Genomic DNA, 26,816 nt, shown 5'->3' with positions numbered 1-26,816 from the left:
GCGGTGCAGTCCTAGACAGCTCCACCACACCGGAGGTCTTCGCCATGATCAAGCACCGGCGAGTGTCAACAACGCTCGTGATCAATACACCTAGGGCACATCCGGCGGGGTCCTGACGACGATGCAGGGGTGACGGGGCGGACAAGGGCCGCCCCGTCACCCCTTTTTCACCCGGCCGGGTGCGGACGCTCAGGATCCCTCCCGGCCGGAGCGCGGAGCACGGCGCACGGCGCACCGGCAGGTCTACCGCGGGACGACGGGGGTATCCGCACATCGAACCGGAACTGGCCGACAAGGCCTCGGAGTTCAGGAGTTGATGATGGCGGCCTTCGGAAACGGCACGCGCAGGCACCCCCGTTCACGTGGCCGGACGTGGTCACGGACCGGGCCGGATCGCGCGACGCTGGGCATCATCGGAGTCGTCTGCGCGATCGTCGGGTTCTTCCAGCTGGGGATCATCCTCGGCCCGGTGGCGATGGTCTGCGGCTGGCTGGCGATGGGACGCAGCTGGGCCGGGCCCCGTCCCCTCACGGCGCTGATCGCCCTCGTGCTGGGCGCGATCGAGACGCTCCTCGCCCTCATCTGGCTCGTCGACTCGGCAGGCGCCGGAAACGGCCTGCTCTGACCGCCGGGCCCCGGTCCACCGCGGCGGGCAGGTGCCCTCGGCACCCGGCACCTGGCACCTGGCGCCCGGCGCCCGGCGCCCGGCACCTGCGCAGCCCGGCTCGACGACGCCCCAGCGGGAGCTGTCGGGCCGCGGGGCGTCCTCGGTGAGGCGGAAGGCCCCGGCCCGCCCCGCCCCGCACTACACCTGACGCGACGGCTCGGCGGGCACCGGCGCCGGACGGACGGCCCCCGACAGGTCCGCGACCTGGGCCCGCAGCGCCCGCACCTCCTCCGTGAGCGCCTCGATCGCGGCCGTCTGCCGGCGCTCCTCCACGTCGTCCTTCTCGAAGCGCGCGATGAACCACGCCGCGATGTTCGCCGTCACCACACCGAGCAGCGCGATGCCGGACAGCATCAGGCCGACCGCGAGCACGCGGCCCAGACCGGTGGTCGGGGCGTGATCCCCGTACCCCACGGTCGTCATCGTGGTGAACGACCACCACACCGCGTCGCCCAGCGTTCTGATGTTCCCGTGCGGTGAGTCCCGCTCCACCGACAGCACGGCGAGCGAACCGAACATCAGCAGCCCGACGACCGTGCCCACGACGTACGTCGTCAGCCGGATCTGCGACGCCATCCGCGCCCGCCGCCCCACCAGCATCAACGTCGACACCAGCCGCAGCAGCCGCAGCGGCTGGAACATCGGCAGGATCACCGCGCCCAGGTCCAGCCAGTGGCCGCGCACGAACCCCCGCCGGTCCGGCGCCAGCACGAGCCGGACGAGATAGTCGCCGGCGAACGCGCCCCACACGACCCACTCCACCACCGTGCAGGTGACCGCCATCGAGTGGCTGACGCTGCTGTCCACGATCGGCACGGCGTAAGCGAGGGCGAACGCCAGCGCGAGCGCGAGCAACGGCCGCTGAGTACGCCGCTCCCAGCGGACCTGCGCCGATTCTTCCGTCATGCCCGCATCGTAGAAAACCCGGAAGGGCGGCGGAGCCGAGGCCCCGCCGCCCTTCCGGGTCACCTCCCGGCGCACGCGCCCGCGGCGGAGCCGCTCACGCGCACCCGGCGGACGTGACGCCTACGCGTCGCCGCCCGCCGCGCCCGGATCGGCCGCCGTCACGTCGAGGAGCTGGTAGCGGTCGATCGCCTGCTTCAGCACCGACCGGTCGACCTTCCCCTCGCGCGCCAGCTCGGTCAGCACCGCGACCACGATCGACTCCGCGTCGATGTGGAAGAAGCGCCGCGCCGCACCGCGCGTGTCCGCGAAGCCGAAGCCGTCCGCACCCAGGGACTGGTAGGTCCCCGGCACCCAGCGGGCGATCTGGTCCGGCACCGAGCGCATCCAGTCGGAGACCGCCACGAAGGGGCCCTCCGCGCCCGACAGCTTCCGCGTCACGTACGGGACGCGCTGCTCCTCCTCGGGGTGCAGCAGGTTGTGCCGCTCCGCCTCGATCGCCTCACGGCGCAGCTCGTTCCAGGAGGTCGCCGACCAGACGTCCGCCCGGACGTTCCACTCCTCGGCGAGGATCCGCTGCGCCTCGACGGCCCACGGCACGGCGACACCGGACGCCATGATCTGCGCCGGAACGGAGCCCGCGGTGCCCGCGCTGAAGCGGTGGATGCCCTTGAGGATGCCGTCGACGTCGACGTTCTCCGGCTCGGCCGGGTGCTGGATCGGCTCGTTGTAGACGGTGAGGTAGTAGAAGACGTCCTCGCCGTGCGGGTGCTCCTCGGTCGAGCCGTACATCCGGCGCAGACCGTCCTGAACGATGTGCGCGATCTCGAAGCCGTACGCCGGGTCGTACGCCACGCAGCCCGGGTTGGTCGAGGCGAGCAGCTGCGAGTGGCCGTCCGCGTGCTGCAGACCCTCACCGGTCAGGGTCGTGCGGCCGGCGGTCGCGCCGAGCACGAACCCGCGCGCCAGCTGGTCGGCCATCTGCCAGAACTGGTCACCCGTGCGCTGGAAACCGAACATCGAGTAGAAGACGTACACCGGGATCAGCGGTTCGCCGTGCGTCGCGTACGCCGAACCCGCGGCGATCAGCGAGGCCGTGCAGCCCGCCTCGGAGATGCCGTCGTGCAGCATCTGACCGGTCGGCGACTCCTTGTACGCGAGGAGCAGGTCCCGGTCGACGGCCTCGTACTGCTGGCCGAGCGGGTTGTAGATCTTCGCGCTCGGGAAGAACGAGTCCATGCCGAAGGTGCGGTACTCGTCGGGGGCGATCAGCACGAAACGCTTGCCGATCTCCTTGTCCCGCATGAGGTCCTTCAGCAGTCGCACGAACGCCATGGTCGTGGCGATCGACTGCGAACCGGAGCCCTTCTTCACACTCGCGTACGTCTTGTCCTCGGGCAGCGGCAGCGGCTTCGACCGCACGACGCGGGTCGGGACGTAACCGCCCAGGCCCCTGCGGCGGTCGTGCATGTACTGGATCTCCTCGGAGTCACGCCCCGGGTGGTAGTACGGCGGCGCACCGGACTCCAGCTCCTTGTCGGAGATCGGGATGTGCAGCCGGTCCCGGAAGCCCTTGAGGTCGGCGACCGTCAGCTTCTTCATCTGGTGCGTGGCGTTGCGGCCCTCGAAGTTCGGTCCCAGCGTCCAGCCCTTGACCGTCTGGGCGAGGACCACCGTCGGCTGGCCCTTGTGCGCCTTGGCCGCCGCGAAGGCCGCGTAGACCTTGCGGTGGTCGTGCCCGCCGCGGCCCAGGTGCAGGATCTGGTCGTCGGTCATGTTCTCGACCATGGCGCGCAGCCGGTGGTCGTCGCCGAAGAAGTGCCGGCGGATGTACGCGCCGGTCTCGGTGGCGTACGTCTGGAACTGGCCGTCCGGCGTGGTGTTCAGCTTGTTGACCAGCACGCCGTCGCGGTCCTGCGCGAGCAGCGGGTCCCAGGTGCGGTCCCACACCAGCTTGATCACGTTCCAGCCGGCGCCGCGGAACTGCGACTCCAGCTCCTGGATGATCTTGCCGTTGCCGCGCACCGGGCCGTCGAGCCGCTGGAGGTTGCAGTTGACGACGAACGTCAGGTTGTCCAGGCCCTCGCGCGCCGCGATCGACAGCTGGCCGAGCGACTCCGGCTCGTCCATCTCGCCGTCCCCGAGGAACGCCCAGACGTGCGACTTGGAGGTGTCCGCGACGCCGCGCGCCTCCATGTAGCGGTTCATCCGCGCCTGGAAGATCGCGCCGAGCGGGCCGAGGCCCATGGACACGGTCGGGAACTCCCAGAAGTCCGGCATCAGCCGCGGGTGCGGGTACGACGACAGCCCGTACGGCGCCTTCGACTTCTCCTGCCGGAACGCGTCGAGCTGCTGCTCGCTCAGCCGGTCGAGCAGGAAGGCGCGGGCGTAGATGCCCGGCGACGCGTGCCCCTGGAAGAAGATCTGGTCGCCGCCGTCGCCCTCGTCCTTGCCGCGGAAGAAGTGGTTGAAGCCGACGTCGTAGAGGGAGGCGGAGGAGGCGAAGGTCGCGATGTGGCCGCCGACGCCGATGCCCGGGCGCTGGGCCCTGGACACCATCACGGCAGCGTTCCACCGGGTCGCGTTGAGGACCTTGCGCTCGATCTCCTCGTTGCCGGGGAAGAACGGCTCGTCCCTGGTGGCGATCGTGTTGACGTAGTCCGTGCTGCGCATCTCCGGCACGGCCACACGCTTCTCGCGGGCCCGCTCGATCAGCCGCAGCATCAGATAGCGGGCACGCTCCCGGCCGCGCTCGTCGACGGCGGCGTCGAGGGAGTCGAGCCACTCCTGGGTCTCTTCGGGATCGAAGTCAGGTACCTGACTCGGAAGGCCGCCAATGATGATCGGGTTGCGATCGGATCCGGAAGCCACGCTGTTCCTTCACTGTCAGAGGGCCATGTTTCCCTGGGTTTCCAGGTGTCTGCACCGTTCCCCATCGTGGACCCCGGGAACGCGATCGTCATCTCTACCGAGAGGTAACCATCACGTTCGTCCAGCCAGGTCGGGGCGGGTCGGGCCGAATCGCAACGATACGCCCAGCCCGGCACGCGTTCCGCAAAGCCATTCGACTCCCGTACCCTCGGAGGGTCCCTAATTCGCAAACCGGGCAGAAGAGCGTGGTGTGCGTCACGCGTGCCTGTGATTGCATGCCTGGAGTTGCGTCGACACGGCCGGGATCGTCACCGTTTCGGCGGTCTCGACGGCCGGGTACTTGCGCGATCCGTCCCGCCCGTGTGGACTACGGCCAATGCCTCGCGCACGCGCGTGGCTGAAGACTTCTCCCAGCTCCTGAAACGAGCCGGGGGAAGACCCCTAACGAAACATGATCAGGAGGCAACCCGTGAGCGCGACCGCGGACCACGCGGAGGAGAGGACGAACCCTGCCGCCAGGCTGGGGTTCCAGCCCGAGCAGGTGGTCCAGGAGATCGGCTACGACGACGACGTCGACCAGGAGCTCCGCGAGGCCATTGAGGAAGTCATCGGCAGCGAGCTCGTGGATGAGGAGTACGACGACGTCGCCGATGCCGTGGTGCTGTGGTTCCGCGACGAGGACGGCGACCTGACGGATGCGCTGGTGGACGCCACCACGTACATCGAAGAGGGCGGCACGATCCTGCTGCTGACGCCGAAGACCGGCCGCGACGGCTACGTCGAGGCGAGCGACATCGCCGAAGCCGCGACGACCGCGGGTCTGTCCCAGACCAAGACCGTCAGCGTGGGCAAGGACTGGAGCGGCAGCCGGCTGGCCACGCCGAAGGCGGCCAAGTCGAAGCGCTGAACTCCGCTTTTTTCTCTCCCTCGGGGCAGTAGCTAGTGCTGCCCGCAGCAACGTGTGCGGGGCCGTCCTGCCCCCGGGCGGATCCCTGCGTAGGCTGGTCGTCACCCGAACGGCCCCCTGGAAGGGATGCGTGTGACTATGGCGATCGAGGTCGGCACCAAGGCCCCGGACTTCGCACTCAAGGACAACCACGGCGCCACGGTGCGGCTGTCCGACTTCCGCGGCGAGAAGAACGTGGTGCTGCTCTTCTACCCGTTCGCGTTCACCGGCGTGTGCACCGGTGAGCTGTGCGCGCTGCGCGACGAGCTCCCCCGCTTCACCGACCGCGACACGCAGGTGCTGGCCGTCTCCAACGACTCCATCCACACCCTGCGCGTCTTCGGCGAGCAGGAAGGCCTGGACTACCCGCTGCTGTCGGACTTCTGGCCGCACGGCGAGGTCTCGCGCGCGTACGGCGTCTTCGACGAGGACAAGGGCTGCGCCGTGCGCGGCACCTTCATCATCGACAGGGACGGCGTCGTCCAGTGGACCGTCGTCAACGGTCTGCCGGACGCACGTGACCTGAACGAGTACGTCAGGGCGCTCGACACCCTGTGATTCTTCGGCCCCAAGCCCTGCAGGGTACGGGAACCCGTCACTAGGATCGACACGTTGATCCGATACCGACGCACGACGGGGCTCCCCGCCCCTGGACACCATTTGGGAGGACTCGTGGGAGTCAGCCTCAGCAAGGGCGGCAACGTCTCGCTGTCGAAGGAGGCGCCCGGCCTGACCGCGGTCATCATCGGTCTTGGCTGGGACGTCCGTACCACCACCGGCACCGACTTCGACCTCGACGCCAGCGCCATCCTGACGAACGCGGAGGGCAAGGTCAGCAGTGACGCCAACTTCGTGTTCTTCAACAACCTGAAGAGCCCGGACGGCTCCGTCGAGCACACCGGCGACAACATCACCGGTGAGGGCGAGGGCGACGACGAGCAGATCAAGGTCAACCTCGCCGCCGTCCCGGCCGACGTCGAGAAGATCGTGTTCCCGGTCTCGATCTACGACGCCGAGAACCGCCAGCAGTCGTTCGGCCAGGTCCGCAACGCGTTCATCCGCGTCGTGAACCAGGCGGGCGAGGCGGAGATCGCGCGCTACGACCTCTCCGAGGACGCCTCGACGGAGACCGCGATGGTCTTCGGCGAGCTGTACCGCCACGGCGCGGAGTGGAAGTTCCGCGCCATCGGCCAGGGGTACGCCTCGGGCCTGCGCGGCATCGCGCAGGACTTCGGCGTGAACGTCTGAGCCGACAGCGGGCCCCGCGGGGGGTCCTGGGCTCACCCGTCCGGCGCCGCACACTTCGAGTGCGGCGCCGGACGCGCTCGACAGCGGCGCCGGACCGCCGGACAACTGAAGTTCCATCTCGGGGAGGACCAGCATCATGGGCGTCACGCTCGCCAAGGGAGGCAATGTCTCCCTCTCCAAGGCCGCACCCAACCTCACGCAGGTGATGGTCGGGCTCGGCTGGGACGCGCGCTCCACCACCGGAGCCCCCTTCGACCTCGACGCCAGCGCGCTGCTGTGCAACGCGGGCCGGGTGCTCGGGGACGAGTGGTTCGTCTTCTACAACCAGCTCAAGAGCCCCGACGGCTCGGTGGAGCACACCGGTGACAACCTCACCGGTGAGGGCGAGGGCGACGACGAGTCGATCCTGATCGACCTCTCCAAGGTCCCCGCCACCGTGGACAAGATCGTCTTTCCGGTCTCGATCCACGAGGCCGACAACCGCGGGCAGACCTTCGGCCAGGTCAGCAACGCCTTCATCCGCGTCGTCAACCAGGCCGACGGCCAGGAACTGGCGCGCTACGACCTCAGCGAGGACGCCTCCACGGAGACCGCGATGATCTTCGGCGAGGTCTACCGCTACAACGACGAGTGGAAGTTCCGTGCCGTCGGGCAGGGGTACGCGTCAGGTCTGCGGGGCATTGCTCTGGACTTCGGGGTCAACGTCTCCTAGGCGGTTGCGGGGCCCGCCCGTGCCGACCGAGCGGACCGCGCTCTACACTTCGAGGTCAACATCAGGTAAAGCCGAGTACGGCACGGGGAAAACCTTCCTCCAGGCTCCGCTTGGGGGCGCCCCCAATACACGATTGGGTAGCCAGTGCTTCTGAAAACCTTCGGCTGGTCGTTTGCGGTCACCGCACTCGGTCTGGTCGCGGCGGTGCTCTACGGGGGGTGGACCGGCTTCGGCATCGTGGCGATCCTGTCCGTCCTCGAGATCTCGCTGTCCTTCGACAACGCGGTGGTCAACGCCGGAATCCTGAAGAAGATGAGTGCCTTCTGGCAGAAGATCTTCCTCACGGTCGGTGTGCTGATCGCCGTCTTCGGCATGCGGCTCGTCTTCCCCGTCGTCATCGTGGCGGTGACCGCCAAGAAGAGCCCGATCGAGGCGGTCAACCTCGCGCTGACGGACAAGGACCAGTACCAGCAGCTGGTGACCGACGCCCACCCGGCGATCGCCGCCTTCGGTGGCATGTTCCTGCTGATGATCTTCCTCGACTTCATCTTCGAGGACCGGGACATCAAGTGGCTGAACTGGCTGGAGCGCCCGCTGGCCAAGCTCGGCAAGGTCGACATGCTGTCGGTCTGCATCGCGCTGGTCGCCCTGCTGATCACCTCCATGACCTTCGCGGCCCACGCCCACCAGCACGGCGGAGCGCACGCCGACAAGGCGGAGACGGTCCTGATCTCCGGCATCGCGGGCCTGATCACGTACATGATCGTCGGTGGCCTCTCCGGCTACTTCGAGGACAAGCTCGAGGAAGAGGAGGAGCGCGAGCACGAGGCCGAGGAAGCGGCCAGGCAGACCGGCAAGAAGCCGTCGGCGGTGGTCCTCGCCGGCAAGGCCGCGTTCTTCATGTTCCTCTACCTCGAGGTCCTGGACGCGTCCTTCTCCTTCGACGGTGTGATCGGCGCCTTCGCCGTCACCAACGACATCGTGCTGATGGCCCTCGGCCTCGGCATCGGCGCCATGTACGTCCGGTCGCTGACGGTCTACCTGGTCCGCCAGGGCACCCTCGACGACTACGTCTACCTGGAGCACGGCGCGCACTACGCGATCGGCGCCCTCGCCGTGATCCTGCTGGTCACCATCCAGTACCAGATCCACGAGGTCATCACCGGCCTCGTCGGCGTCATCCTGATCGCCTGGTCCTTCTGGTCCTCCGTGCGCCGCAACAAGGCGCTCGCGGCCGCCGAGGGAAAAGGCCAGGGCTCGGACGACAAGACTGAGGTCTCGTCCGGGGTCTGACACGCGCACCGGGCCGAGGGGTTGACACCCCGCCCGATGAGGAACGCTCTGTGCGGGGCGGCACCGAGGACGCGTCCTCGGTGCCGCCCCGCACGGCATGGTCCACGCGGACGTCACCGGCGCCGCACGGACACCGCGCGCGGGGCGGGGACGTCAGGGGCACGACGTACGAATCAGGCATGTGGGGGCGGAATGAGTTTCTGGGAAGACCTGTGGCGCGGCCGGTCGGCGGACTTCGACTCGGGCAGCGCGTCCACCAACGCCATCGAACTGACCAAGCGGCACCGCCAGGTCTCGCTCACCCAGCAGGGCGCGGCCACCGGCAACCTGCGCGTCAACCTGTCCTGGCGGATGCGCACCTCCGACATCGGCGGGCCCGAGCGCGGCAGCCTGCTGCGCCACCCCTTCCAGGCGTTCAAGCCCGAAGTGGTCCAGGCGCACACCCAGAGCATGGTCAACGTCGACCTCGACCTGGGCTGCATGTACGAGCTCACGGACGGCTCGAAGGGCGTGGTCCAGCCGCTGGGCGGCTTCTTCGGCGAACTGAACGCCCCGCCGTACGTGAAACTGAGCGGCGACGACCGCTTCGGCTCCGGATCCGGCGAGACGATCTTCGTCAACCTCGACCACCGCGACGACATCAAACGGCTGCTCGTCTTCGTCTACATCTACGACCAGACCCCCGCCTTCGACCGTACGCACGCCATCGTCACCCTCTACCCGAGCAACGGCCCCCGGATCGAGATCGGCCTCGACGAGCGCCACCCGCAGGCGCGGTCCTGCGCCGTCGTGATGATCGAGAACAACAAGGGCGAGCTGACCGTGCGCCGCGAGGTCAGATTCGTGTACGGCTTCCAGGCCGAACTGGACCGCCTGTACGGCTGGGGCCTGCAGTGGGGCCGCGGCTACAAGTCGAAGGCCGGCCGGTGAGCACCACGCGCCGCGCCGGGTGCGTGGTGCTCAGCGGAAGACGGCACCGGGCCCGGCGACGCGCCGGTCAGCGGCCGATGAACTGAGGGCCCTGCGGAGGCAGCTCGAAGTCCGGGTCCGGTACCGGCCCGACGGGCTGCGGATAGCCGTACGCGGGCGGTTCGACGGCCGCCGTCTGCGGCTGCGGATAGCCGTACGCCGACTCGTCCGCCGGCCGGGCCGGCTGCGGATAGCCGTACGCGGGCTGCCGCGCGGGCGCCGGGGGATAGCCGTGGGCGGACGGCGAGGCCTGCTGCGGCACCGGCGCGGGGTGCTCCGGCGGCAGCGGAACCGACGTCTCGGGCGGCGCGGCGGGCGCCGCCCACGTCTCCTCGGCGGAACCCGGCGGCGCCGCCCACGTCTCCTCGGACGCGGAGTCGGGCTCCGACTCGTCCACCGAGATGCCGAAGTCGGTCGCGAGGCCCTGCAGACCGTTCGAGTAGCCCTCGCCGAGCGCCCGGAACTTCCAGCCCTCGCCGCGCCGGTAGAGCTCCCCGCAGATCAGCGCCGTCTCCGCGCCGGTCTCCGGTCTGATGTCGAAGTACGCCAGCGGCTCACCCTCGGCGACCGACGCGTCGTACAGCAGGATGCGCAGGTCGCGCACGCGGTCGAAGGTGACCCCGTCCGCCGAGGCGACCAGCAGGATCTGGCCGACCGCGGACTCGACACCCGCGAGATCCGTCTGGATCGTGTCGGTGAGTCCCTCGGGGACCCGCTTCTTGCCGAGCCGCCAGACCTTGGCCGACGGGTGCCGGGGCTGGTTGTAGAAGACGAAATCCTCGTCGGATCGCACACGACCGTCGGGGCCGAGGAGCAGCGCCGAGGCATCGACGTCCGGAACGCCCTGCCCGGGAGCCCAGCGCAGCACGGCACGCACCGCTGTGGCGTCCAGCGGGACGTTCGACCCCTTCAGCATCGCGTGCGTCATGCGGTCATCCTGCCCCCTCGGGCCTGGTCACGACAACGCGGGGTACTCGGCTTCCGTACAGGAACAGCAGGCATCGGACACAGCTGGGTTACCAGAACTTCATGCTCGCTGGGAACTGCCGTCATGGATATCTACGTACTATTACCGGCCACATCACGTCAGGCCGTCCAGCCGCCACAGGGGAGACCCATGCGTCATTTCGGGCACATCGCCCCTGAGGAGCGCCAGCGCCTCTTCCACCGGGAGCCGTGCGACTTCAGCGCGGAATCCCCGGCCCACGTCCTCGCCGCGGCCCTCGGCGCCACCCTCTACAGCCCGGCCACCCGGCCGCAGCTCGCCGACGACATCGTCAAGCAGTCCGGGCGCGGCGTGGTCTCCATGGTGCTGTGCCTGGAGGACTCGATCGACGACGCGGATGTCGCGTACGGCGAGGAGAACCTGGTCAGGCAGTTCACCGACCTCGCCGGACGGCCCGAACCGGCGCTCCCGCTGCTGTTCGTGCGCGTCCGCGCCCCCGAGCAGATCCCGGACCTCGTCCGGCGGCTCGGCCCCGCCATCCGGCTGCTGTCCGGATTCGTCCTGCCCAAGTTCACCGAGGAGCGCGGCACCCCCTACCTGGAGGCCCTCACCGAGGCCGAGGCGACGAGCGGACGGCGCCTGTTCGCCATGCCCGTCCTGGAGTCGCCCGAGCTGCTCCACCTGGAGAGCCGCCGGGAGACCCTGGAGGGGATCTACCGCACGGTCGACAAGTACCGCGAGAGAGTCCTCGCGCTGCGCCTCGGCGTCACCGACTTCTGCTCCGCGTACGGACTGCGCCGCCCGCCCGACATGACGGCCTACGACGTCCAGATCGTCGCCTCCGTCATCGCCGACGTGGTGAACGTCCTCGGCCGCGCCGACGGCACGGGATTCACCGTGACCGGACCCGTCTGGGAGTACTTCCGGCTCCAGGAGCGCATGTTCAAGCCACAGCTGCGCCGCAGCCCCTTCACCCCGGCGGCCGAGCACCTGCGCGCCACCCTGATCGAGCACGACATGGACGGCCTGCTGCGCGAGATCGCCCTCGACCGTGCCAACGGCCTCCTCGGCAAGACCTGTATCCACCCCTCGCACGTCCTGCCCGTGCACGCGCTGTCCGTCGTCAGTCACGAGGAGTACAGCGACGCCAAGGACATCCTGCGGCCCGACCGGTGCGGCGGCGGGGTGCTCCGCTCCGCGTACACGAACAAGATGAACGAGGTGAAGCCGCACCGCGCCTGGGCCGAACGCACCCTCCAGCGCGCCGAGGTCTTCGGCGTCGCCAACGAGGACATCGGCTTCGTGGAACTGCTCGCCGCCGGACTCTGCTCCTGAAGCAGCGAGGACCGGCCGGCCGCCCGAATCCGCAGCCGCCCGGACCACCAGCCGCCCGGACCGGCCGGGCGGCCGGACCAACCCGAACCAACAAGGAATCGATGAACAACGTGGAGTGGACGGGGACCTGGGTCGCACGGCGGCTCGGGGTCGAACTCGTCGGTGACGAGAAGCTGCCCGGCCTGCTGGGACTCGCGCTGCGGCGCAACCCCAAGCGGGCGCACCTCCTCGTCTCGAACGTGCTCGGCAAACACGTCCCGCAGTCGCCCTCCCTCGTCCACGGGTACGGCTTCGCGCTCGGCCGGCGCGTCCGCGAACTGCTGGGCGACGAGGCGCCCACGGCCGTGGTCCTCGGCTACGCGGAGACCGCCACCGGCCTCGGCCACTGCGTCGCCGACGGCATCGGCGTGGCCCCTTACCTCCACTCCACCCGCCGCCCCGTCCCGGGCGTCGCACGGGCGGGCGGCTTCGAGGAGTCCCACTCCCACGCCACCTCCCACCTGCTCCTCCCCGAGGACCCGCGGCTGCTCGCCGGCCCCGGCCCGCTCGTCCTCGTCGACGACGAGTTCTCCACCGGCAACACCGTCCTGAACACCGTCCGCGCCCTGCACGAGCGCTACCCGCGCGAGCGGTACGTCGTCGTCGCCCTGGTCGACCTGCGCTCCGCCGCCGACCTCGGACGCCTGGAGGACTTCGGCCGCGAGATCGGCGCCCGTATCGACCTGGTCACCGCCGCCTCCGGCACGGTCGTCCTCCCGGACGGCGTCCTGGAGAAGGGGCAGGCGCTGGTCGCCGCCCACGAGCCGGCCACCCCCGCCTTCCACACCCCCGAGCGCACCGGCGACGTCCGTCGCGTCGCCCTCGGCTGGCCGCAGGGCGTACCCGACGGCGGCCGCCACGGCTTCACCCCCGGGCACCGCACACGCCTGGAGGACGCGCTGCCCGCCATGGCCGCCCGGATCGCAGGCGCCCTGCCCGACGGCGCCCGGCGCGTCCTCGTGCTCGGCTTCGAGGAGCTGATGTACGCCCCGCTGCGGCTGGCGCGGGAACTGGAGCAGGCCACGGACGCCGAGGTGCGGTACTCCACCACCACCCGCTCACCCGTCCTCGCCGTCGACGACCCCGGCTACGCGATACGCACCCGCCTCGTCTTCCCCGCCCACGACCACCCCGACGACGGACCCGGCCCGCGCTACGCCTACAACGTCGCCGGTGCCGGATTCGACGCCGTCGTCGCCGTCGTCGACTCCGCCGCCGACACCCCCGAGCTGCACGCCCCCGACGGACTGCTGGCCCAGCTCGGCGCGCACACCCCCGCCGTCCTGCTCGCCGTCGTCCCCTCCCACGTCCCGTCGCCGGCGACCGCCTCCGGTGCCGCGCCGCACACGGCCCCGCGGCACACCGCCACCGAAAGGCCCCTCATGCTCCCCGCGCCCCTCCGCGGCCCCGCCTTCTCCTCGTACGCACCGGACGACGTCGGCTGGCTGCTCCAGGACCTCTCGGACGTCCGTCTGGAGGCTCCCACCGAGGAACGCGAGGAGGCGATCCAGAGCGGGGGCGCGCACTACGCGGAGTCCCTGCCGGTGGAGTACCAGCCCAGCGAGCAGTACCAGGAGCTGTTCCACGCGGCCCTCGGCACCTCGGCCGCCCGCATCGCCCTGGCCGTCGGCGCCGTCACCGAACTGGTGCTCGCCGAACGCTCACCCAGACCCGTCCTCGTCTCCCTCGCCCGCGCCGGCACACCCGTGGGCGTCCTCATGCGGCGCTGGGCCCAGTACCGCCACGGACTCGACCTCCCGCACTACGCCGTCTCCATCGTGCGCGGACGCGGCATCGACGCCAACGCCCTGCGCTGGCTGGCCGCCCACCACGACCCCGCCGACGTCGTGTTCGTCGACGGCTGGACCGGCAAGGGCGCCATCACCCGCGAACTCGCCCAGGCCGTCGAGGAGTTCGAGGCGTCCGACGGCATCACCGGATTCGACCCGGAGATCGCCGTGCTCGCCGACCCCGGCGCCTGTGTCCGCACCTACGGCACCCGCGAGGACTTCCTCATCCCCTCCGCCTGCCTCAACTCGACCGTCTCCGGGCTGATCTCCCGCACCGTCCTGCGCGCCGACCTCGTCGGCGAACACGACTACCACGGCGCCAAGTTCTACCGCGAACTCGCCGCCGCCGACGTCTCCGCCGACTTCCTCGACGCCGTCGCCGCCCACTTCCCCGACGTCTGCGACGCGGTCGACGCACAGGCCAAGGACCTGCTCGCCGCCGACCGCGCCCCGACCTGGGAGGGCTGGGCCGCCGTGGAGCGGATCAGCGAGGAGTACGGCATCCACGACGTGAACCTCGTCAAGCCCGGCGTCGGCGAGACCACCCGCGTCCTGCTGCGCCGCGTCCCCTGGAAGATCCTCGCCCGCGCCGGAGCCGGCGCCGACCTCGACCACGTACGCCTGCTCGCCGAACAGCGCGGCGTCCCCGTCGAAGAGGTCGCCGAACTCCCTTACACCTGCGTGGGCTTGATCCACCCCAAGTTCACCCGCGGGGCGACCGGCGCCGACGGCCGGACGGTGACCGCCTGATGGCCCCGCCCCAGGTGCTCGTCGCCAGCGACCTCGACCGCACCCTCATCTACTCCACCGCCGCGCTCTCCCTCGCCGTGCCCGACGCCGAGGCCCCCCGGCTGCTCTGCGTCGAGATCTACGAGGGCAAGCCGCTGTCGTACATGACCGAGACCGCCGCCGGTCTCCTCACCGAACTCGGCGCCACCGCCCTCTTCGTGCCCACCACCACCCGCACCCGCGAGCAGTACCGGCGCATCAGCCTCCCCGGCCCCGCCCCGCGGTACGCGATCTGCGCCAACGGCGGTCACCTGCTCGTCGACGGCGTCTCCGACCCCGACTGGCACGCCCGGGTCACCGAACGCCTGACGAACGAATGCGCCTCCCTCACCGAGGTGCGCGAGCACATGGCCGCCACGTCGGACCCCCTCTGGGTCCGCAAGCACCGCGTCGCCGAGGACCTCTTCGTCTACCTCGTCGTCGAGCGCGAACTGCTCCCCGAGGACTGGGTGAAGGAACTCGCCGTGTGGGCCGAGAACCGTGGCTGGACCGTCTCCCTGCAGGGCCGCAAGATCTACGCCGTTCCCAAGCCGCTCACCAAGAGCGCGGCCATGCGCGAGGTCGCCCGCCGCACCGGCGCCGCCCGCACGCTGGCCGCCGGTGACTCGCTCCTCGACGCCGATCTGCTGCTCGCCGCCGACCGGGGCTGGCGTCCCGGGCACGGCGAACTCGCCGAGGCCGGCTGGACCGCCCCCGCGATCACCGCTCTCCCGGAACTCGGTGTCGCCGCGGGGGAGCGGATCCTCCGGGAGTTCCTCGCCGCCTGCGAGGGCCCCCGGCCGGCCTGAACAGCCGCGGTGGGGGACACCCGCAGGCACACACCCGTAGGTGAAGACCAGTGGGCGAGGCGTCCGCCGGGCCAACACCCGTGGGCGAGGCTCGCCGGGCGAACACCCGTGGGCGAGGCTCGCCGGGCGAACACCCGTGGGCGAGGCACCAGTGGGCGAGCACCCGTGAAGGAACACGCCCGTTGGCTCTGTGGGCCGATCCTCCCGGTGCGCCCTCGCCCGGTTCAGCCGCAGCAACCCCCGCCGCAGCAGCCGCCACCGCCGCCCGCCTGGGGCGCCGGTGCGGAGGCCGAGGCGGAGCCGCCGACCGCGACGGTCGACAGGAGCTTCACCGTGTCGTCGTGACCGGAGGGGCAGGCCGCGGGGGCGGAGGACTCCGCCATCGGGCGGCTCAGTTCGAAGGTGTCGCCGCAGGTCCGGCAGCGGTACTCGTAGCGAGGCATGCGCACAGGTTAACCGGCGCCGCCCCTCGCCGGGCCCCGGAGCCGGAGCTGAAGCCGGCCGGTCCCGAGCCCATGCGGCGCCGCGACCGCCCCCTGGTCACGCTGCGGCCGGACCCCACACCCGGGCCGGGAACTCAGGGCCGGCCGGGACCGGAGTCCGAGTCGCCCCCGGCCTGACCGCCGCGCCCCGGCGCGAGGTGCCCGCGTCGCCTCTGTGTCCCCTCCGCCGCGTGGATCCCGTCCCGCACCCGGTCCTCGGTCTCCGCCTGTTCGGGATGGCGGGAGCGCCAGTACGGGTTGTCGTGCGGCAGAGCGGAACCGACTCTCCCGTACATGCCGAAGAACATCAGCATGACGCCCACCACGAAGCTGAACAGCACGTTCGGGATGCGGAAGGCGAGGAAGTTGTTGTCGGTGTCGAGCAGCGCCAGGTTCACGAAGCCGCTGAGGATGAACAGAACGCCGACGATCATGTTGACCGTCGAGGCGAAGTTCCCGCCGATCACCATGCCGACGAAGAGCAGCAGTCCGACGCAGATCGAGATGACGCTCAGCGCGCCGTTGGTGCTGAGGCCTGCCACCGTGTCGCCGCGGGTGTCGAAGAACCCGATCTTGTCGATGAGGCCCAGGACGCCGAAGGCGAGCAGGACGAGTCCCATCAGCCCGGCGCCGACCCGGTAGAACCTGCTGAGATGGTGGTCGACCGGAAGATGCTCGTCGAACCGGATGCGACGCCTCGACCCCGAATGAAGTGTTTGTGTGGCCATGTTCGCCTCCCTCGGCCGTCAGCGGAGGTGTACGTATCCCAAGGATCCGCCCGCAGGACCGGCACCGGCAACATCAGGCGGCCCCGATCGCCGGAAAGCGGGCCGCGGACCCCAGTCACCGCAAGGAAAAAAACCCGTTGCCCGATCCCGGACCGAGGAGAGGACCCGTACCTCCGGCGGTGGCGCGCGGCAACTCCTCACGCGTCCGGCGGCAGCGCACCGCACGACGCCTCACGCGCCGCCTCCGCGCTCCTCACGGATCCGCCCGACCACCTCCGCCACCGTCCGCCGGACCGCCTCCGTCTCCGTGAGGAAGTGCCAGTAGTCGGGGTGGCGGCTCTCCAGCGAGGCGACGGCACGGTCCAGGCGGGCCACCGACTCGTCGAGCGGGCGGGCATGCCGGGGGTCGGGTGTGTTGCGGCCCGTCATGGCGAGACGCTGCGCGTCACGGATCGCGAAGCGGGTGCGGTCGATCTCGTGCTGCGGGTCCTTCGCGACGGCGTTGAGCCGCCGGAGCCGGTCACCGGCCGCGGAGACGGCCTCGTCGGTGTGGTTCAGCAGCGCCCGCACCGTGGACAGCAGCGAGGTCGCGTCCGGCCAGCGCTGGTCGTCACGCGCCGCCTGCGCCTCCTTCAGCTTCAGCTCCGCCTGCCGCACGTTCTCCCCGGCCTGGTCCGGCACGTGCTGCAGGTCCTGCCAGCAGGCGGCCGTGAACCGGCGCCGCAGCTCGCTGAGGACCGGCTCGACCTGCCCGGACCGGGTGGTCAGTGCCTCCGCGCGGGTGCGCAGCGAGACGAGCCGGTGGTCGATCTCGGCGGCCCGCTCGGGCAGCCGCTGCGCCTCGGCCCGTACCGTTTCGGCCTCGCGTGCGACCCGCTCGGCGCGCTCCAGCGTCTCGGGTACGCCGTGCTGTCCCGCGCCCTGGTTGAGTCTGGTCAGCTCGGGGCCGAGGGCGGCGAGCCGGGCCGCGAGATCGTCGGCCTTCAGCTTCGAGCCGCGCACGGCGTCGAGGGCGTTCGAGGTGGCGAGCAGGGCCTGGCGGGCGCGCTCGACGGCCGGGGCGAGCCGGGCGAGCTGCGTCTCGGCCTTGCCGAGCAGCGGCTCGAGGCCCTGGCCGAAACGGTCCAGGTCCTGCTTGACCCGGCCCAGCTCGTCCTTGGCGGCGGTGAGTTCGGTGCGGGCCTGCGCGGCGGCCGACGCCTCCAGGTCGTCGTGGTCCAGGTCGTGGGCGTCGACGGCGTTGATGTACTGGTGGCTGGCCTCGTCGATGCGCCGGCCGAGCGCCTCGAAGTCGGAGACCGCGCGACGGGCCGCGGGGGAGTCGTCGACGGCCCGGATGGTCTCTATCGAGATCCGCAGATCGCGCTGGGCGGTGTCGAGCTCGTAGAAGGCGGCGGCCGCCGCGTCCTTCGCGGCCTGTGCCTCGGCCCGCTGGCTCTCCGAGCGGCCCCCGAACCAGCGCCGCGTGCCGCCACCGGCGAAGGCGGCCGGCAGGGCGAGCACGGCGAGCAGCGGCAGCGCGACCAGGGTCAGTGTGTCCCTGGCGGCGCGGGGGACACCGGAGCCGCGCGGCGTTCCCCCGGCGCGGCCGGTCCGGGGGTTCGGAGGGCGACGGCGTGTCTGCTCCGCACCTGGCACATACGGCGTGTACGGCTGCGAAGGTGTCGCCGTCACATCCCTCTCCCGTGCTGTCATCCGCTACCCGGTGTCATTCTCCCACCCGATAGGGACGAACACACGGGCTCATCAGTTCGCGGTTCGTACCGTGACTTTCCCGTCGCCGGTGCGGGCGGACACGACGTGGGGGCTCTTGTCGTCACGGGGCACGGACACGTCCACGGCACCGTCGTCGCTCCCGGCCGTCACCCGGTACGTCTCGCGGGGCAGCCCGATCGTGATGGAACCGTCCTGGCTGCGGGACTCCACCAGCTGCGGTACGACGCCCAGTTCGAGCCGTACGGAGCCGTCCCCGGTGGTGGCGCGCACGCGGCGCGAGCCGACGCCGAGGGCGGTGATCGAACCGTCGCCGCTGTGCAGGTCCAGCGGGCCGGCGGAGTCCGTCACGCGGACGGAACCGTCCGACGTACGGATGCCGAGCCGCTCCTCGAACCCCTTCGCCGTCACGCTCCCGTCGCCGTCCTCGACGGTGACGGCGATCCCGCGCGGCACCTCGATCCGGTGCCTGGCGGAGCAGTCGGCGACGACGCCCGAGCACTTCATCCGCAGGACGAGCCGGTCGTCCCGCATGGTCCAGGTGACCCCGGGGCCCTCGCCCATGACGACGCTCCCCTCGAACCACCGGGTGACCTCGACCTCGTCGGCCTCGTCGGAGTCCGCGACCACGAGCTCCAGCGCGGAGTCGTCCGAGTCGACGGTCAGGGTGCGGCCGTGCAGGGCGAACGAGCGGTGGTCGGGCCGTGCGTCGTCCGCGGCGTCGGCACCGCAGGCGGAGAGCGCCGCGGCGAGGGCGACGACTGCGGCGGACGCCGCAGCCGTCCGGACGCGCCGCGTGCTGCCCGTACTGCGGGTACTCCGGGTGCGCGCTGTGCGGGTCGGGCAGGTCATGCGGGTCATGTGGATCTCCCCCTGAGGCGAACGTCGACGCGCGCCGGGCCGTTCGGGCACACGCTCCTCCGACGCCCTTCGACCGTACGGATCCAGGGCCCGCGGGAGGATCCGGGCCACTCCCGGAAGAGGGGTGGGGATAACCCCCCGCCGACCCCGTACACGGGTTTGCAGGACAGGCCCTGGGGCAATGTAGGCTGTCGACTCGTCCTGGGCGCGTAGCTCAGCGGTAGAGCGCCGCCCTTACAAGGCGGATGTCGGCGGTTCGAAACCGTCCGCGCCCACCAGGTTCAGGACATGACCAAGGCCCAGGTCAACCGGTGCGAAGCCGGAGACCTGGGCCTTGATCTTTCTCAGCGACTTTTCGCCGCCGTGCCACTCACGTGCCGGATGGTCCGCGCGGGGGTCGCTTCACCTAAGGCCGGATACCGCCGCCTCAGTGTGGCCAGTCGTGACCTTTCGCAGAGTGGCAACGCCGACGGCTGTCCCTAGTCACCCCAGCTCAGTACGGTCGCGAGATGCCGTGCTCATGCAACGCATCCGCGTAGCGCGTCAGCAGGGCGTCGAGGCCTGCCAGAAGAAGGCCGGCGGAGTCCTGAGCCTCGGCAAGGTCGCCACGCTCGCACGCCGCCACTACCTCGGCCAGCTCGCTGCGAAGGATGTGAAGGGAATCGCCCTGCATCAGCACCCCGGGGAAGTTCCGATCGGGCAGGCGAACAACCGCGTCGTTGCCACCGTCAGTGAACAGCTCTGCCTCGATGCGCTTCATCGCGCCATCCAACCTGACATCCCCAGTTGACATCAACGGCAGCGCACGCAGGCGGCCTTGAGCGGTCAAGCGCAGAGGACCAGTGAAGGCGCCAAGGCTTCAGATAGGTCGAGAAGCCGAACTGCAAGGCGGATGCCGGCGGTTCGAGACCCTCCGCGCCCACCAGGCAGGAGATCCCCGGTCGAGCACGGCCGGGGGTCTTCGGCGTACGTGGGCCGGCGCCAGTGCCGGGGCCCTTCGCGATCCGGTGTTCGTGGTCGAGCCCTACCATCGACCCTCATGGCCACAGTGATCCTGACCGTCGGGCTGGCGTTCATCGGCTACCTGGCGACCTATCTCAACGGGTTGCGACTGGCGCAGAGGCAGGCCCGGCTGGCGCGGGTCAACATGCAGCTGAGCGACTTCTACGGTCCCCTCTTCGCGCTGATGGAAGCCAACAGCCGCGCCTACGACGCCTTCGCGGAGACGTACGCCCGCCCCGACGGCCGCGATCCCTTCCACCACGACACACCTCCCACCGAGCAGGAGCTGGCCCGGTGGCGCACCTGGGCCACCACCGTCTTCATCCCCAACATCCGGGCCATGCGCGACGTGGTGGTCACCAAGGCCGATCTCCTCATCGAGGAGGAGATGCCCCCCGTCCTGCTCCAGCTCTGCGCGCATGTCGCCGGATACGAGATCACCGCCGCGCAGTGGGCCGCGGGCAGGTACGAGAAACACCTGTCGCTCATACCGTTCCCGGGGCGGGAGCTGAGGGAGTACACCCGTGGCCGGTTCACCTGCCTCAAGAGCGAGCAGGCGATGCTGCTGGGGCGCCGCAACCGGCGCTGAGACCGCCGGCGCCCGGCTGGAGGGGCGCAGCCGCGCCGCGTCCGGTGGTCAGTCCGCGGCCCGGGCGGGGGTCTCGCGGGTGTGTTTCAGTCTGCTCCGGGCGTCGACTCTTTCCGCGGTCGCGACCTGGCCCCAGAAGCGGTGGCAGGTCACGAAGACGGCCAGTTCGCGTTCGCGTCGGCGGAGTTTCTCCACCTCGGCCTGGTCGTCGGCCGTCCAGCCCGGGGACGCGGGGCGCTCCACCTTGCGCCAGCCGCTGTCGTCGCTGAAGCCGTCCAGCGGTTCCACCGACCAGGGGAGCCGCTTGAACAGGGCCAGAAGCTCCGCCCGGACCTGATGCAGCTCCTCCTGACCGGCCAGGAGGTCACTCGGGAAGTCATGGGGAGTCGCTGCCACGCGGCAATGGTACGCCTGTTCGATTTTGTGATGCGAGTTCCTCCGGTGACTTCATGCGAACGGGTGGGCGACGGGGGCGGTGCGGGCTGAGCCCCGCTTCACCGGGTCAACGCCAACCCCGCCTCCCCGCCTCCCCGCCGCCCCGGCCACCGCGGCTCAGCGAGCCGTGTCCGCCAGCTCCCGTACCAGCCGGGCCGCCACCGGCACGGACACCCCGTACCGTTCCGCCGCGCGCAGCAACGCGCCGCCGATCGCGTCGAGTTCCAGCGGGCGGCCCGCCTCCGCGTCCCGCTGCATGGAGGACCTGGTGTCGGGCGGGAACGCGTCGTAACGGGCGAGCGCCTGCGCCGGGTCCGCCGGGGCGCCGCTCGCACGGCTGACCGCCGCCGTCTCCTCGACCAGCGCCGTCAACTCCGCGCGGTGACTGGTGCGTACGTCACCCAGCGGCAGCCCGTGACGGGTCGTCAGCAGGGCGAACGGTGCCAGGAAAGACATCTTCGCCCACAGCGTCGCCGCCTCGTCGTCCCGGACCCGGACGGCCGGTCCCGCCTTCGCGAGGGCCCCGGCGAGCGCGTCGAGACGTTCGCGCGGCACCGTGTCCCCGGTCAGGTCGATCTCCGCGAAGGGGCTGCCGTGCTCGATCACACCGGGGGCGACGCGGGTCGACTCCACCCGGATGGCGGCGGGGGCCACCCGGGCGGCACCGTAGCGGGCGCGCAGGGCCGCGGGGTGCTCCACACCGTTCAGGAACGGTACGACCAGGCCGTTCTCGCCGAGCGCGTGCGGCGGTACGCGGTCCAGGGCCTCGTCCAGGGCCGTGTGCTTGACGGCGATCAGGCACGCGTCGACCGGTTCGCGCAGCTCGGTGTCCGCCGCCACCCGCGCCGTGAAGTCGCCGAACGGGCCGCTGTGCACGCGGATGCCGCCGGTGCGCAGCGTCCGTGCCGTCTCGTCCCGGGCCAGGCAGATCACCCGGTGTCCGGCCCGTGCCATGAGCGCCGCGAGGAGTCCGCCCACGCCGCCCGGGCCCAGTACCGCGACCGTCAGCCGGTCCCCGGCCGGGGAAGCGGGGGTTTCGGCGCTGGTGGGCAGGGGTGCGCTCCGGTCCGGGGCATGGTTGTCCGTCATGTGGTCATTCCTCTCGTCGGTCGGCCCCGTGACGGTGGCCGCCTCGCCGTGGATGATCTCACCGGAAGGGTGGGCGGGGACAGAGGCCGTCGTTTCCGGGCGGGGACGGTCGCGTGCGCGCGACACTGGACCTATGTGCCGCAGCATCAAGACGCTCCGTCCGCCCGTACTCCCCGAGGAGGCGACCGAGGAGGACATCCGGGCCGCCGCCCTCCAGTACGTCCGCAAGGTGTCCGGTTTCCGGGCGCCGGCCGCGCACAACCGCGAGGTCTTCGACCGTGCCGTGGAGGCCGTCGCCGCGGCGACGGCCGAATTGCTGGAGGGGCTGGAGGTGCGCGGGCGGGCGGCGACTCACTGAGCCGCCCCGCTCCCGGGGGCGCGTCCCGTGGCCGGGCTTCCGGCCGCCCGCCCGCCCCCTGGCTCCGCCCTGCCCGTCCTGGGGTGCCGGGTGCCGTGCCCCCGGCATCGCTCCGCCGGGCGGGCGCGGCGAGCAGGGGCGGGGCCCCGGGCCTGTCCCGGCTGGCGAGGGCAGGCCCGGGTGGGACGGCGGCCCGGGGCACAGCCGGTGGGACGGTGGGCGGGGGCAGGGCCGGTGGGACGGTGGGCGGGGGCAGGGCCGGTGGGGCGCTGCTACCGCCGCACCGCCGGGCGGCGTACCAGGAACGCGGCCACCGCTCCGGCGGCACAGAGGGCCGCGAAGGAGACGCCCGTCGCCAGCCAGGTGGCGCCCAGCCACTGGCCGCCGAAGTAGCCGAGGGCCACGCTGTACGCGGCCCACGCGACGCCCGCGAGGATGGACCACGGCAGGAACTCGCGGACCCGGCGGTGAGCGGCGCCCGCGCCGAGGGAGACGACCGAGCGGCCCGCGGGGGCAAAACGGGCGATCACGACCAGGCCGCCGCCGCCCCGGGCGAGCGCGGCGCCGAGACGTTCCTGCGCGCGGGTCAGCCGACGGGAGCGGGCGATGGCGCGGTCGAGGCGTTCGCCGCCGCGCCTGGCGAGGCGGAACGCCACCATGTCGCCCAGCACCGACGCGGTCGCCGCGCAGAGGGTGAGGGCCAGGATGTCGGGCACGTCGTGCGGGACCCGCGCGCCCGTCGCGGTGCCCGCCGCGGCCGCCGTGGCCGCGGCGATGACCAGGACTCCGCTGGGCAGGACCGGCAGGAAGACGTCCAGCAGCACGGACACGGCCACCACGGCGTAGATCCATGGGCTGCCGGTCAGCAGCCCCACACTCTCAAGCACCGAACACTCCCCCTGGACTCCCCCGTGGGCACGACCACGCCGCGACGTCGGGAGGAGCGGCAGGGCGGCCTGTGACAGCCATTGAGCGTACGCGTGAGGTGTGACAGGAGATCCACGGGGGCGCATGTGTCGTCACCCCGCTGGCGGAGTCGCCGCCGAGTACGCCGGCGTCAAGGGCCATACGGGGGCTGCGACGAGCATCGGGCCCGCCGCGCGAGCACCGGTCACGGCCCTGTGGCTACGGGGCAACGGGGCGGCCGGGGGGGGAAGGAAAAGCCAGGGGGGGGGCAAAACCCCTCCCTTTTTTGTGTGGAGGAACGCCCCTCTTTGGGGTGTTTTGTCCCGACCGTCCCCCCCCCCCCCCCCCCCCCCCCCCCTCCCCCCGCCCCCCCCGCCCCCCCCCCCCCCCCCCCCCCCCCCCCCCCCCCCCCCCCCCCGCCACACCTTCTCCGTGTTCCGTGGACCGAACTACCTCTTGCGGGCCTTGCTGATCAAGAGCGCCACTCCGACGATGACGACCAGGACGACAGCGATGATCCAGAAGGAGGGAGTGCCCTCCCCGGCGCCCTTGGCCAGGAGCTGAGCGTGCGACATGTAGTGCTCCTGTCTGCTGGTTGTTGCTTGGCGGTGTCTGATTCAGGGCGCTGGTTGCGGCCTTCTCCCCCAGTTCGCCCGCGCCGTATCCGATGCCGAAGCAGGTGGCGCCGACAGCCGGCCCTCCCAGGCCCGCAGTGGGCGCGCTGACGGCGACGGCGACCGCGCCGCACGCGCTCTCGGCGGCGGCACCCGCTGCCAAGCCGACGCCCGTGGCCAATGCACCCTTGCCGCGGGCCGGGTGACGCCGGCGTCCGCCCGGGGTGGGGGCGGGCGCCGGCGTGCGACGGGTCAGGCCGTGACGGGTGCCTGGCCCGCGGTGTCCTTGTCGGCCGCCGGGGAGGTGCGGCCCGCGAGGAGCCGGTCGAGGCCGAGAGCGCCCGAGCCGGTGAAGACCAGCAGGAACAGGGACCAGCAGAACAGTGCGGAGAGTTCGCCGCCGTTCTGGATGGGCCACAGGGCCGCCGACTGGTGCACGTCGAAGTACGCGTACGCCATCGAACCCGACGAGACGAAGGCGGCGGCACGGGTGCCGAGGCCGAGCAGTACCAGGGTGCCGCCGACGAGCTGGATCACGGCCGCGTACCAGCCAGGCCAGGTGCCGGCGGGGACGGAACCGCCGCCCACGGCGCCGCCGAGGACGCCGAAGAGCGAGGCGGCGCCGTGGCAGGCGAAGAGCAGGCCGACGACGATGCGGAACAGGCCGATGGCATAGGGCTGGGCGCTGTTGAGGCGTCCGGTCATGTGGGGGGACTCCTTCGGTCGGGGCCGGTCCGCGGACGGACCGGTCTCGGGGACGGAACCGAGTGAGCAAAGGTTAGGCGTACCTAATCTATACTTGCAAGTTCAACATTCGGCCTCGGTTTAGGCTCCGTTTCCGGTTCCGTTTCGGGGGCCGTCGCATGTAGCGCCGCCCTCGCCACCGCGTCGGCGTCCGACAGCGTGACCGAATCCACCCCTGGCCTGGCCCCGGCCGCCGTCACCCAGTGCACACCTTCCGTCGGCACACCGAAGGCGAACCGGCGTGCGTGCGGCTGCCCCTGACGATCCATCAGCCGGTACGGGCGCGGGGTCACGTCCAGCCCGCCGGTTTCGTAGCCGTCGACGGTGTGCGGGCGGCAGCGGCCCGACTTCAGCAGCCCGGCGAGGAGTTCGTCCGCGGTCCGCCGCACATCCGGTTCCGGTAGCCGCGCCTCGACGAGCGTGGTGGCGTGGACGGCCGAGCCCGGCACCTCGGGGGAGTGGGCGACCCACCTGCCGCCCTCGGTCCGCACCTCCGTCCGCGGGCCGACCACGTCCAGCACGCCCGCCTCGATCAGCGCGGCCATCTCCTCGATGCGCCGCCGGGGCGGGCCGATGGAGAGGAAGGCGTTGAGCGGGGTGTACCAGCGGTCCAGATGGTCCCGGCGCGAGGTGCCCGACAGGCCGCCGTGGTCCACGATCAGCCGCAGTTCGTTGCGCAGGTCGCGCAGTACGTCGAGGGCGGCCTTCAGCGGGCCGTCGACATTGCCGAGGGCGGCCTGTCCGGCGTCCGCGCGCAGATGCGAGAGCAGCCAGCCGCGCCAGGAGTCCGGTCCCGTGAAGGACCGCGGGCCGTACGGGCGGGAGAGCCGGTCCCAGGACCAGCGGTCGGCGTGCGGGACGCCGAACTCGTCGAGCAGCGCCGCCTCCTGGGGGCCGCGGTGCGCGCCGGCCAGGAAGCGGTCCCGGAAGGCGGCCCGTGCGGGTGTTCCCCGGCGCCGCAACAGCCCCTCGTAGTAGACCGTTTCGACCTCCTTGGCGACCAGCGGCCATATCTCGGTGAGGAAGTCCGGCGCCTCCCCGGAGTCCGCGCGCTTGCGGAAGCGGGAGATCACCTCCTGGGTGAGGACCAGCGGGGTGTGGCGGCCGTACGGTCCCTTCGCGTTGTCGCCGCGGGCCTGGTGGGGGATCCCCCGGCGGGAACCGGCGTACAGGCGGGGCTCGTTGCCCGAGGATTGGTAACGCAGGCCCCCGTCCGTGCGGACGAACCGGCCGCCGCGGCCGGTCGTCAACAGGGCCATGTGGTCGAAGAAGTTGAGGCCGAGCCCGCGCAGCAGCACCGGTTCGCCGGGGGCGATCGGGGCGAGGTCGACGTCGGCGGGGTTGGCGGGCGGGACGTGGCGCAGCCCGTGCCGGCCGGCGTACGCGCTCAGGTGCCGGTGCCCGGGGTCCGCTAGCACCGGCAGATGGCCCTGGGCGAGGACCACCGCGGACAGGTCCCGCAGGGTCCTGCCGGTGGAGAGAGTGACCGTCTGCCGGCCGCCGGGGCCGTCGTCGAGGCGGACGGCGCGGGCGCTGTGCGTCTCGACGCGCACGCAGGGCGGCGCGGCGCGGACCGTCTCGGCGAAGACCCACGCGAGATAGCGGCCGTACTGGGCCCGCGTCGGGTAGTCGTCGGGGCCGGGCCCCGCCTCGGCGTCGGAGTCGGCGGCCCAGGCGTACAGGCTGGGGCCGGGGCGTACCGGGCCGGCGCACTCGACGCTGTCGTCGGTGAAGAGGGTCACCTGCGAGGCGACGGTGTTCATCAGCAGCTCCGGCGGCTGCGTGGTCCGCCAGACCCGGCCGGGACCCGGCGGCGACGGGTCGACGACATGGACGGTCAGGCACGCGCCAGGTGGGAGCAGTTCGGGTGCGGAGGCGCACAGACGCTCCAGGACGCTGGTGCCGCGGGGACCCGCGCCGATCAGGGCGACGGAGGCGTACGCGGCTTCCGCGGGTGCTGCAGACAAGGGGGTGACTCCCGGGCGTATGAGGCGCAAGG

Annotated in this window: 26 protein-coding genes and 1 tRNA gene; 13 read left to right on the top strand and 14 right to left on the bottom strand. The window is 71.5% G+C overall.

Features of this window, described 5'->3' with window-relative positions:
- The first annotated feature begins 316 nt into the window (after window positions 1-316).
- Window positions 317-625 carry a small hydrophobic protein gene (locus tag AC069T_RS22560; RefSeq protein WP_478784433.1) on the top strand — a complete coding sequence of 103 codons (309 nt, stop codon included), beginning with the start codon at window positions 317-319 and terminating at the stop codon, window positions 623-625.
- Between the two features lie 180 nt (window positions 626-805).
- Here the strand turns inward: AC069T_RS22560 and AC069T_RS22555 are convergent, their stop codons facing one another.
- Window positions 806-1,573, bottom strand: coding sequence for a potassium channel family protein (locus tag AC069T_RS22555; RefSeq protein ID WP_478784432.1), 768 nt, complete (start codon window positions 1,571-1,573; stop codon window positions 806-808).
- A 120-nt stretch (window positions 1,574-1,693) separates the two neighbouring features.
- Window positions 1,694-4,441: a pyruvate dehydrogenase (acetyl-transferring), homodimeric type gene (aceE, locus tag AC069T_RS22550; protein ID WP_478784431.1), complete on the bottom strand. Its 2,748-nt coding sequence runs from the start codon at window positions 4,439-4,441 to the stop codon at window positions 1,694-1,696.
- A 469-nt stretch (window positions 4,442-4,910) separates the two neighbouring features.
- Between aceE and AC069T_RS22545 the strand changes: the two genes are divergently transcribed.
- The 6 genes from AC069T_RS22545 (at window position 4,911) to AC069T_RS22520 (ending at window position 9,570) form a co-directional block, all read left to right on the top strand.
- Complete coding sequence (locus AC069T_RS22545) at window positions 4,911-5,348, top strand: DUF3052 domain-containing protein (RefSeq protein ID WP_183116860.1); 438 nt, start codon at window positions 4,911-4,913, stop codon at window positions 5,346-5,348.
- 138 nt (window positions 5,349-5,486) lie between these two features.
- Window positions 5,487-5,945 carry a peroxiredoxin gene (locus AC069T_RS22540; protein ID WP_358854330.1) on the top strand — a complete coding sequence of 153 codons (459 nt, stop codon included), beginning with the start codon at window positions 5,487-5,489 and terminating at the stop codon, window positions 5,943-5,945.
- A 114-nt stretch (window positions 5,946-6,059) separates the two neighbouring features.
- Window positions 6,060-6,635, top strand: a complete 576-nt coding sequence (locus AC069T_RS22535; protein WP_121403257.1) for a TerD family protein — start codon at window positions 6,060-6,062, stop codon at window positions 6,633-6,635.
- Window positions 6,636-6,771: 136 nt separating this feature from the next.
- Window positions 6,772-7,347, top strand: a complete 576-nt coding sequence (locus tag AC069T_RS22530) for a TerD family protein (RefSeq protein WP_478784430.1) — start codon at window positions 6,772-6,774, stop codon at window positions 7,345-7,347.
- Window positions 7,348-7,491: 144 nt separating this feature from the next.
- The gene (locus tag AC069T_RS22525; RefSeq protein WP_478784429.1) at window positions 7,492-8,640 is read left to right on the top strand and encodes a DUF475 domain-containing protein; all 1,149 of its coding nucleotides are present in this window, start codon (window positions 7,492-7,494) and stop codon (window positions 8,638-8,640) included.
- Window positions 8,641-8,832: 192 nt separating this feature from the next.
- Window positions 8,833-9,570: a TerD family protein gene (locus AC069T_RS22520; RefSeq protein ID WP_478784428.1), complete on the top strand. Its 738-nt coding sequence runs from the start codon at window positions 8,833-8,835 to the stop codon at window positions 9,568-9,570.
- Window positions 9,571-9,637: 67 nt separating this feature from the next.
- On the opposite strand, the gene AC069T_RS22515 is transcribed toward AC069T_RS22520, so the two are convergent.
- A complete protein-coding gene (locus AC069T_RS22515) occupies window positions 9,638-10,537 on the bottom strand; it encodes a TerD family protein (RefSeq protein WP_478784427.1) in 900 nt (299 codons plus the stop codon).
- 189 nt (window positions 10,538-10,726) lie between these two features.
- Between AC069T_RS22515 and AC069T_RS22510 the strand changes: the two genes are divergently transcribed.
- The 3 genes from AC069T_RS22510 to AC069T_RS22500 all read left to right on the top strand — a co-directional run bounded on the left by AC069T_RS22510 (window position 10,727) and on the right by AC069T_RS22500 (window position 15,296).
- On the top strand, window positions 10,727-11,890 hold the full coding sequence (locus AC069T_RS22510) for an HpcH/HpaI aldolase/citrate lyase family protein (RefSeq protein WP_478784426.1): 1,164 nt from the start codon (window positions 10,727-10,729) through the stop codon (window positions 11,888-11,890).
- Between the two features lie 101 nt (window positions 11,891-11,991).
- Window positions 11,992-14,469, top strand: coding sequence for a phosphoribosyltransferase (locus AC069T_RS22505; RefSeq protein WP_478784425.1), 2,478 nt, complete (start codon window positions 11,992-11,994; stop codon window positions 14,467-14,469).
- Entirely contained in the window at window positions 14,469-15,296 is an 828-nt protein-coding gene (locus tag AC069T_RS22500) for an HAD family hydrolase (protein WP_478784424.1), read from the top strand. Before AC069T_RS22505 ends, AC069T_RS22500 begins: the two co-directional genes overlap by 1 nt.
- Window positions 15,297-15,520: 224 nt before the next feature.
- Here AC069T_RS22500 and AC069T_RS22495 read toward each other — a convergent pair whose 3' ends face one another.
- The 4 genes from AC069T_RS22495 to AC069T_RS22480 form a co-directional block, all read right to left on the bottom strand.
- Window positions 15,521-15,739, bottom strand: a complete 219-nt coding sequence (locus AC069T_RS22495; RefSeq protein ID WP_478784423.1) for an FmdB family zinc ribbon protein — start codon at window positions 15,737-15,739, stop codon at window positions 15,521-15,523.
- A 134-nt stretch (window positions 15,740-15,873) separates the two neighbouring features.
- A complete protein-coding gene (locus AC069T_RS22490; RefSeq protein WP_478784422.1) occupies window positions 15,874-16,506 on the bottom strand; it encodes a DUF4383 domain-containing protein in 633 nt (210 codons plus the stop codon).
- A gap of 231 nt (window positions 16,507-16,737) precedes the next feature.
- On the bottom strand, window positions 16,738-18,180 hold the full coding sequence (locus AC069T_RS22485; RefSeq protein WP_478784421.1) for a hypothetical protein: 1,443 nt from the start codon (window positions 18,178-18,180) through the stop codon (window positions 16,738-16,740).
- Between the two features lie 72 nt (window positions 18,181-18,252).
- A complete protein-coding gene (locus AC069T_RS22480; RefSeq protein ID WP_478784420.1) occupies window positions 18,253-19,080 on the bottom strand; it encodes a DUF4097 family beta strand repeat-containing protein in 828 nt (275 codons plus the stop codon).
- Window positions 19,081-19,283: 203 nt separating this feature from the next.
- Between AC069T_RS22480 and AC069T_RS22475 the strand changes: the two genes are divergently transcribed.
- Window positions 19,284-19,358, top strand: a tRNA-Val gene (locus AC069T_RS22475).
- Between the two features lie 215 nt (window positions 19,359-19,573).
- Here AC069T_RS22475 and AC069T_RS22470 read toward each other — a convergent pair.
- The gene (locus tag AC069T_RS22470) at window positions 19,574-19,840 is read right to left on the bottom strand and encodes a DUF6959 family protein (RefSeq protein WP_478784419.1); all 267 of its coding nucleotides are present in this window, start codon (window positions 19,838-19,840) and stop codon (window positions 19,574-19,576) included.
- A 279-nt stretch (window positions 19,841-20,119) separates the two neighbouring features.
- On the opposite strand from AC069T_RS22470, the gene AC069T_RS22465 reads away from it, so the two are divergent.
- Entirely contained in the window at window positions 20,120-20,671 is a 552-nt protein-coding gene (locus AC069T_RS22465) for a hypothetical protein (RefSeq protein WP_478784418.1), read from the top strand.
- A gap of 48 nt (window positions 20,672-20,719) precedes the next feature.
- On the opposite strand, the gene AC069T_RS22460 is transcribed toward AC069T_RS22465, so the two are convergent.
- Both AC069T_RS22460 and AC069T_RS22455 read right to left on the bottom strand, forming a co-directional pair.
- Entirely contained in the window at window positions 20,720-21,067 is a 348-nt protein-coding gene (locus AC069T_RS22460) for a hypothetical protein (RefSeq protein ID WP_478784417.1), read from the bottom strand.
- Between the two features lie 156 nt (window positions 21,068-21,223).
- Complete coding sequence (locus AC069T_RS22455) at window positions 21,224-22,195, bottom strand: ketopantoate reductase family protein (RefSeq protein WP_478784416.1); 972 nt, start codon at window positions 22,193-22,195, stop codon at window positions 21,224-21,226.
- A 133-nt stretch (window positions 22,196-22,328) separates the two neighbouring features.
- On the opposite strand from AC069T_RS22455, the gene AC069T_RS22450 reads away from it, so the two are divergent.
- Window positions 22,329-22,553, top strand: coding sequence for a DUF2277 domain-containing protein (locus tag AC069T_RS22450; RefSeq protein ID WP_358854348.1), 225 nt, complete (start codon window positions 22,329-22,331; stop codon window positions 22,551-22,553).
- Window positions 22,554-22,825: 272 nt separating this feature from the next.
- Here AC069T_RS22450 and AC069T_RS22445 read toward each other — a convergent pair whose 3' ends face one another.
- From AC069T_RS22445 to AC069T_RS22430, 4 genes are all read right to left on the bottom strand, one after another.
- The gene (locus AC069T_RS22445) at window positions 22,826-23,440 is read right to left on the bottom strand and encodes a DedA family protein (protein WP_478784415.1); all 615 of its coding nucleotides are present in this window, start codon (window positions 23,438-23,440) and stop codon (window positions 22,826-22,828) included.
- Window positions 23,441-23,908: 468 nt separating this feature from the next.
- Window positions 23,909-24,034 (bottom strand): hypothetical protein, encoded by a 126-nt coding sequence (locus AC069T_RS22440; RefSeq protein ID WP_478784414.1) that lies wholly within the window; start codon window positions 24,032-24,034, stop codon window positions 23,909-23,911.
- 291 nt (window positions 24,035-24,325) lie between these two features.
- Entirely contained in the window at window positions 24,326-24,778 is a 453-nt protein-coding gene (locus tag AC069T_RS22435; RefSeq protein ID WP_478784413.1) for a DoxX family protein, read from the bottom strand.
- An 83-nt stretch (window positions 24,779-24,861) separates the two neighbouring features.
- Window positions 24,862-26,784, bottom strand: a complete 1,923-nt coding sequence (locus AC069T_RS22430) for an FAD/NAD(P)-binding protein (protein ID WP_478784412.1) — start codon at window positions 26,782-26,784, stop codon at window positions 24,862-24,864.
- Between the last annotated feature and the right edge of the window lie 32 nt (window positions 26,785-26,816).

The sequence above is a fragment of the Streptomyces sp. NPDC043867 genome, assembly GCF_056435845.1.
Note: the sequence above shows the minus strand (reverse complement) of the source record. Positions and strands in the feature narration are given on the sequence as shown.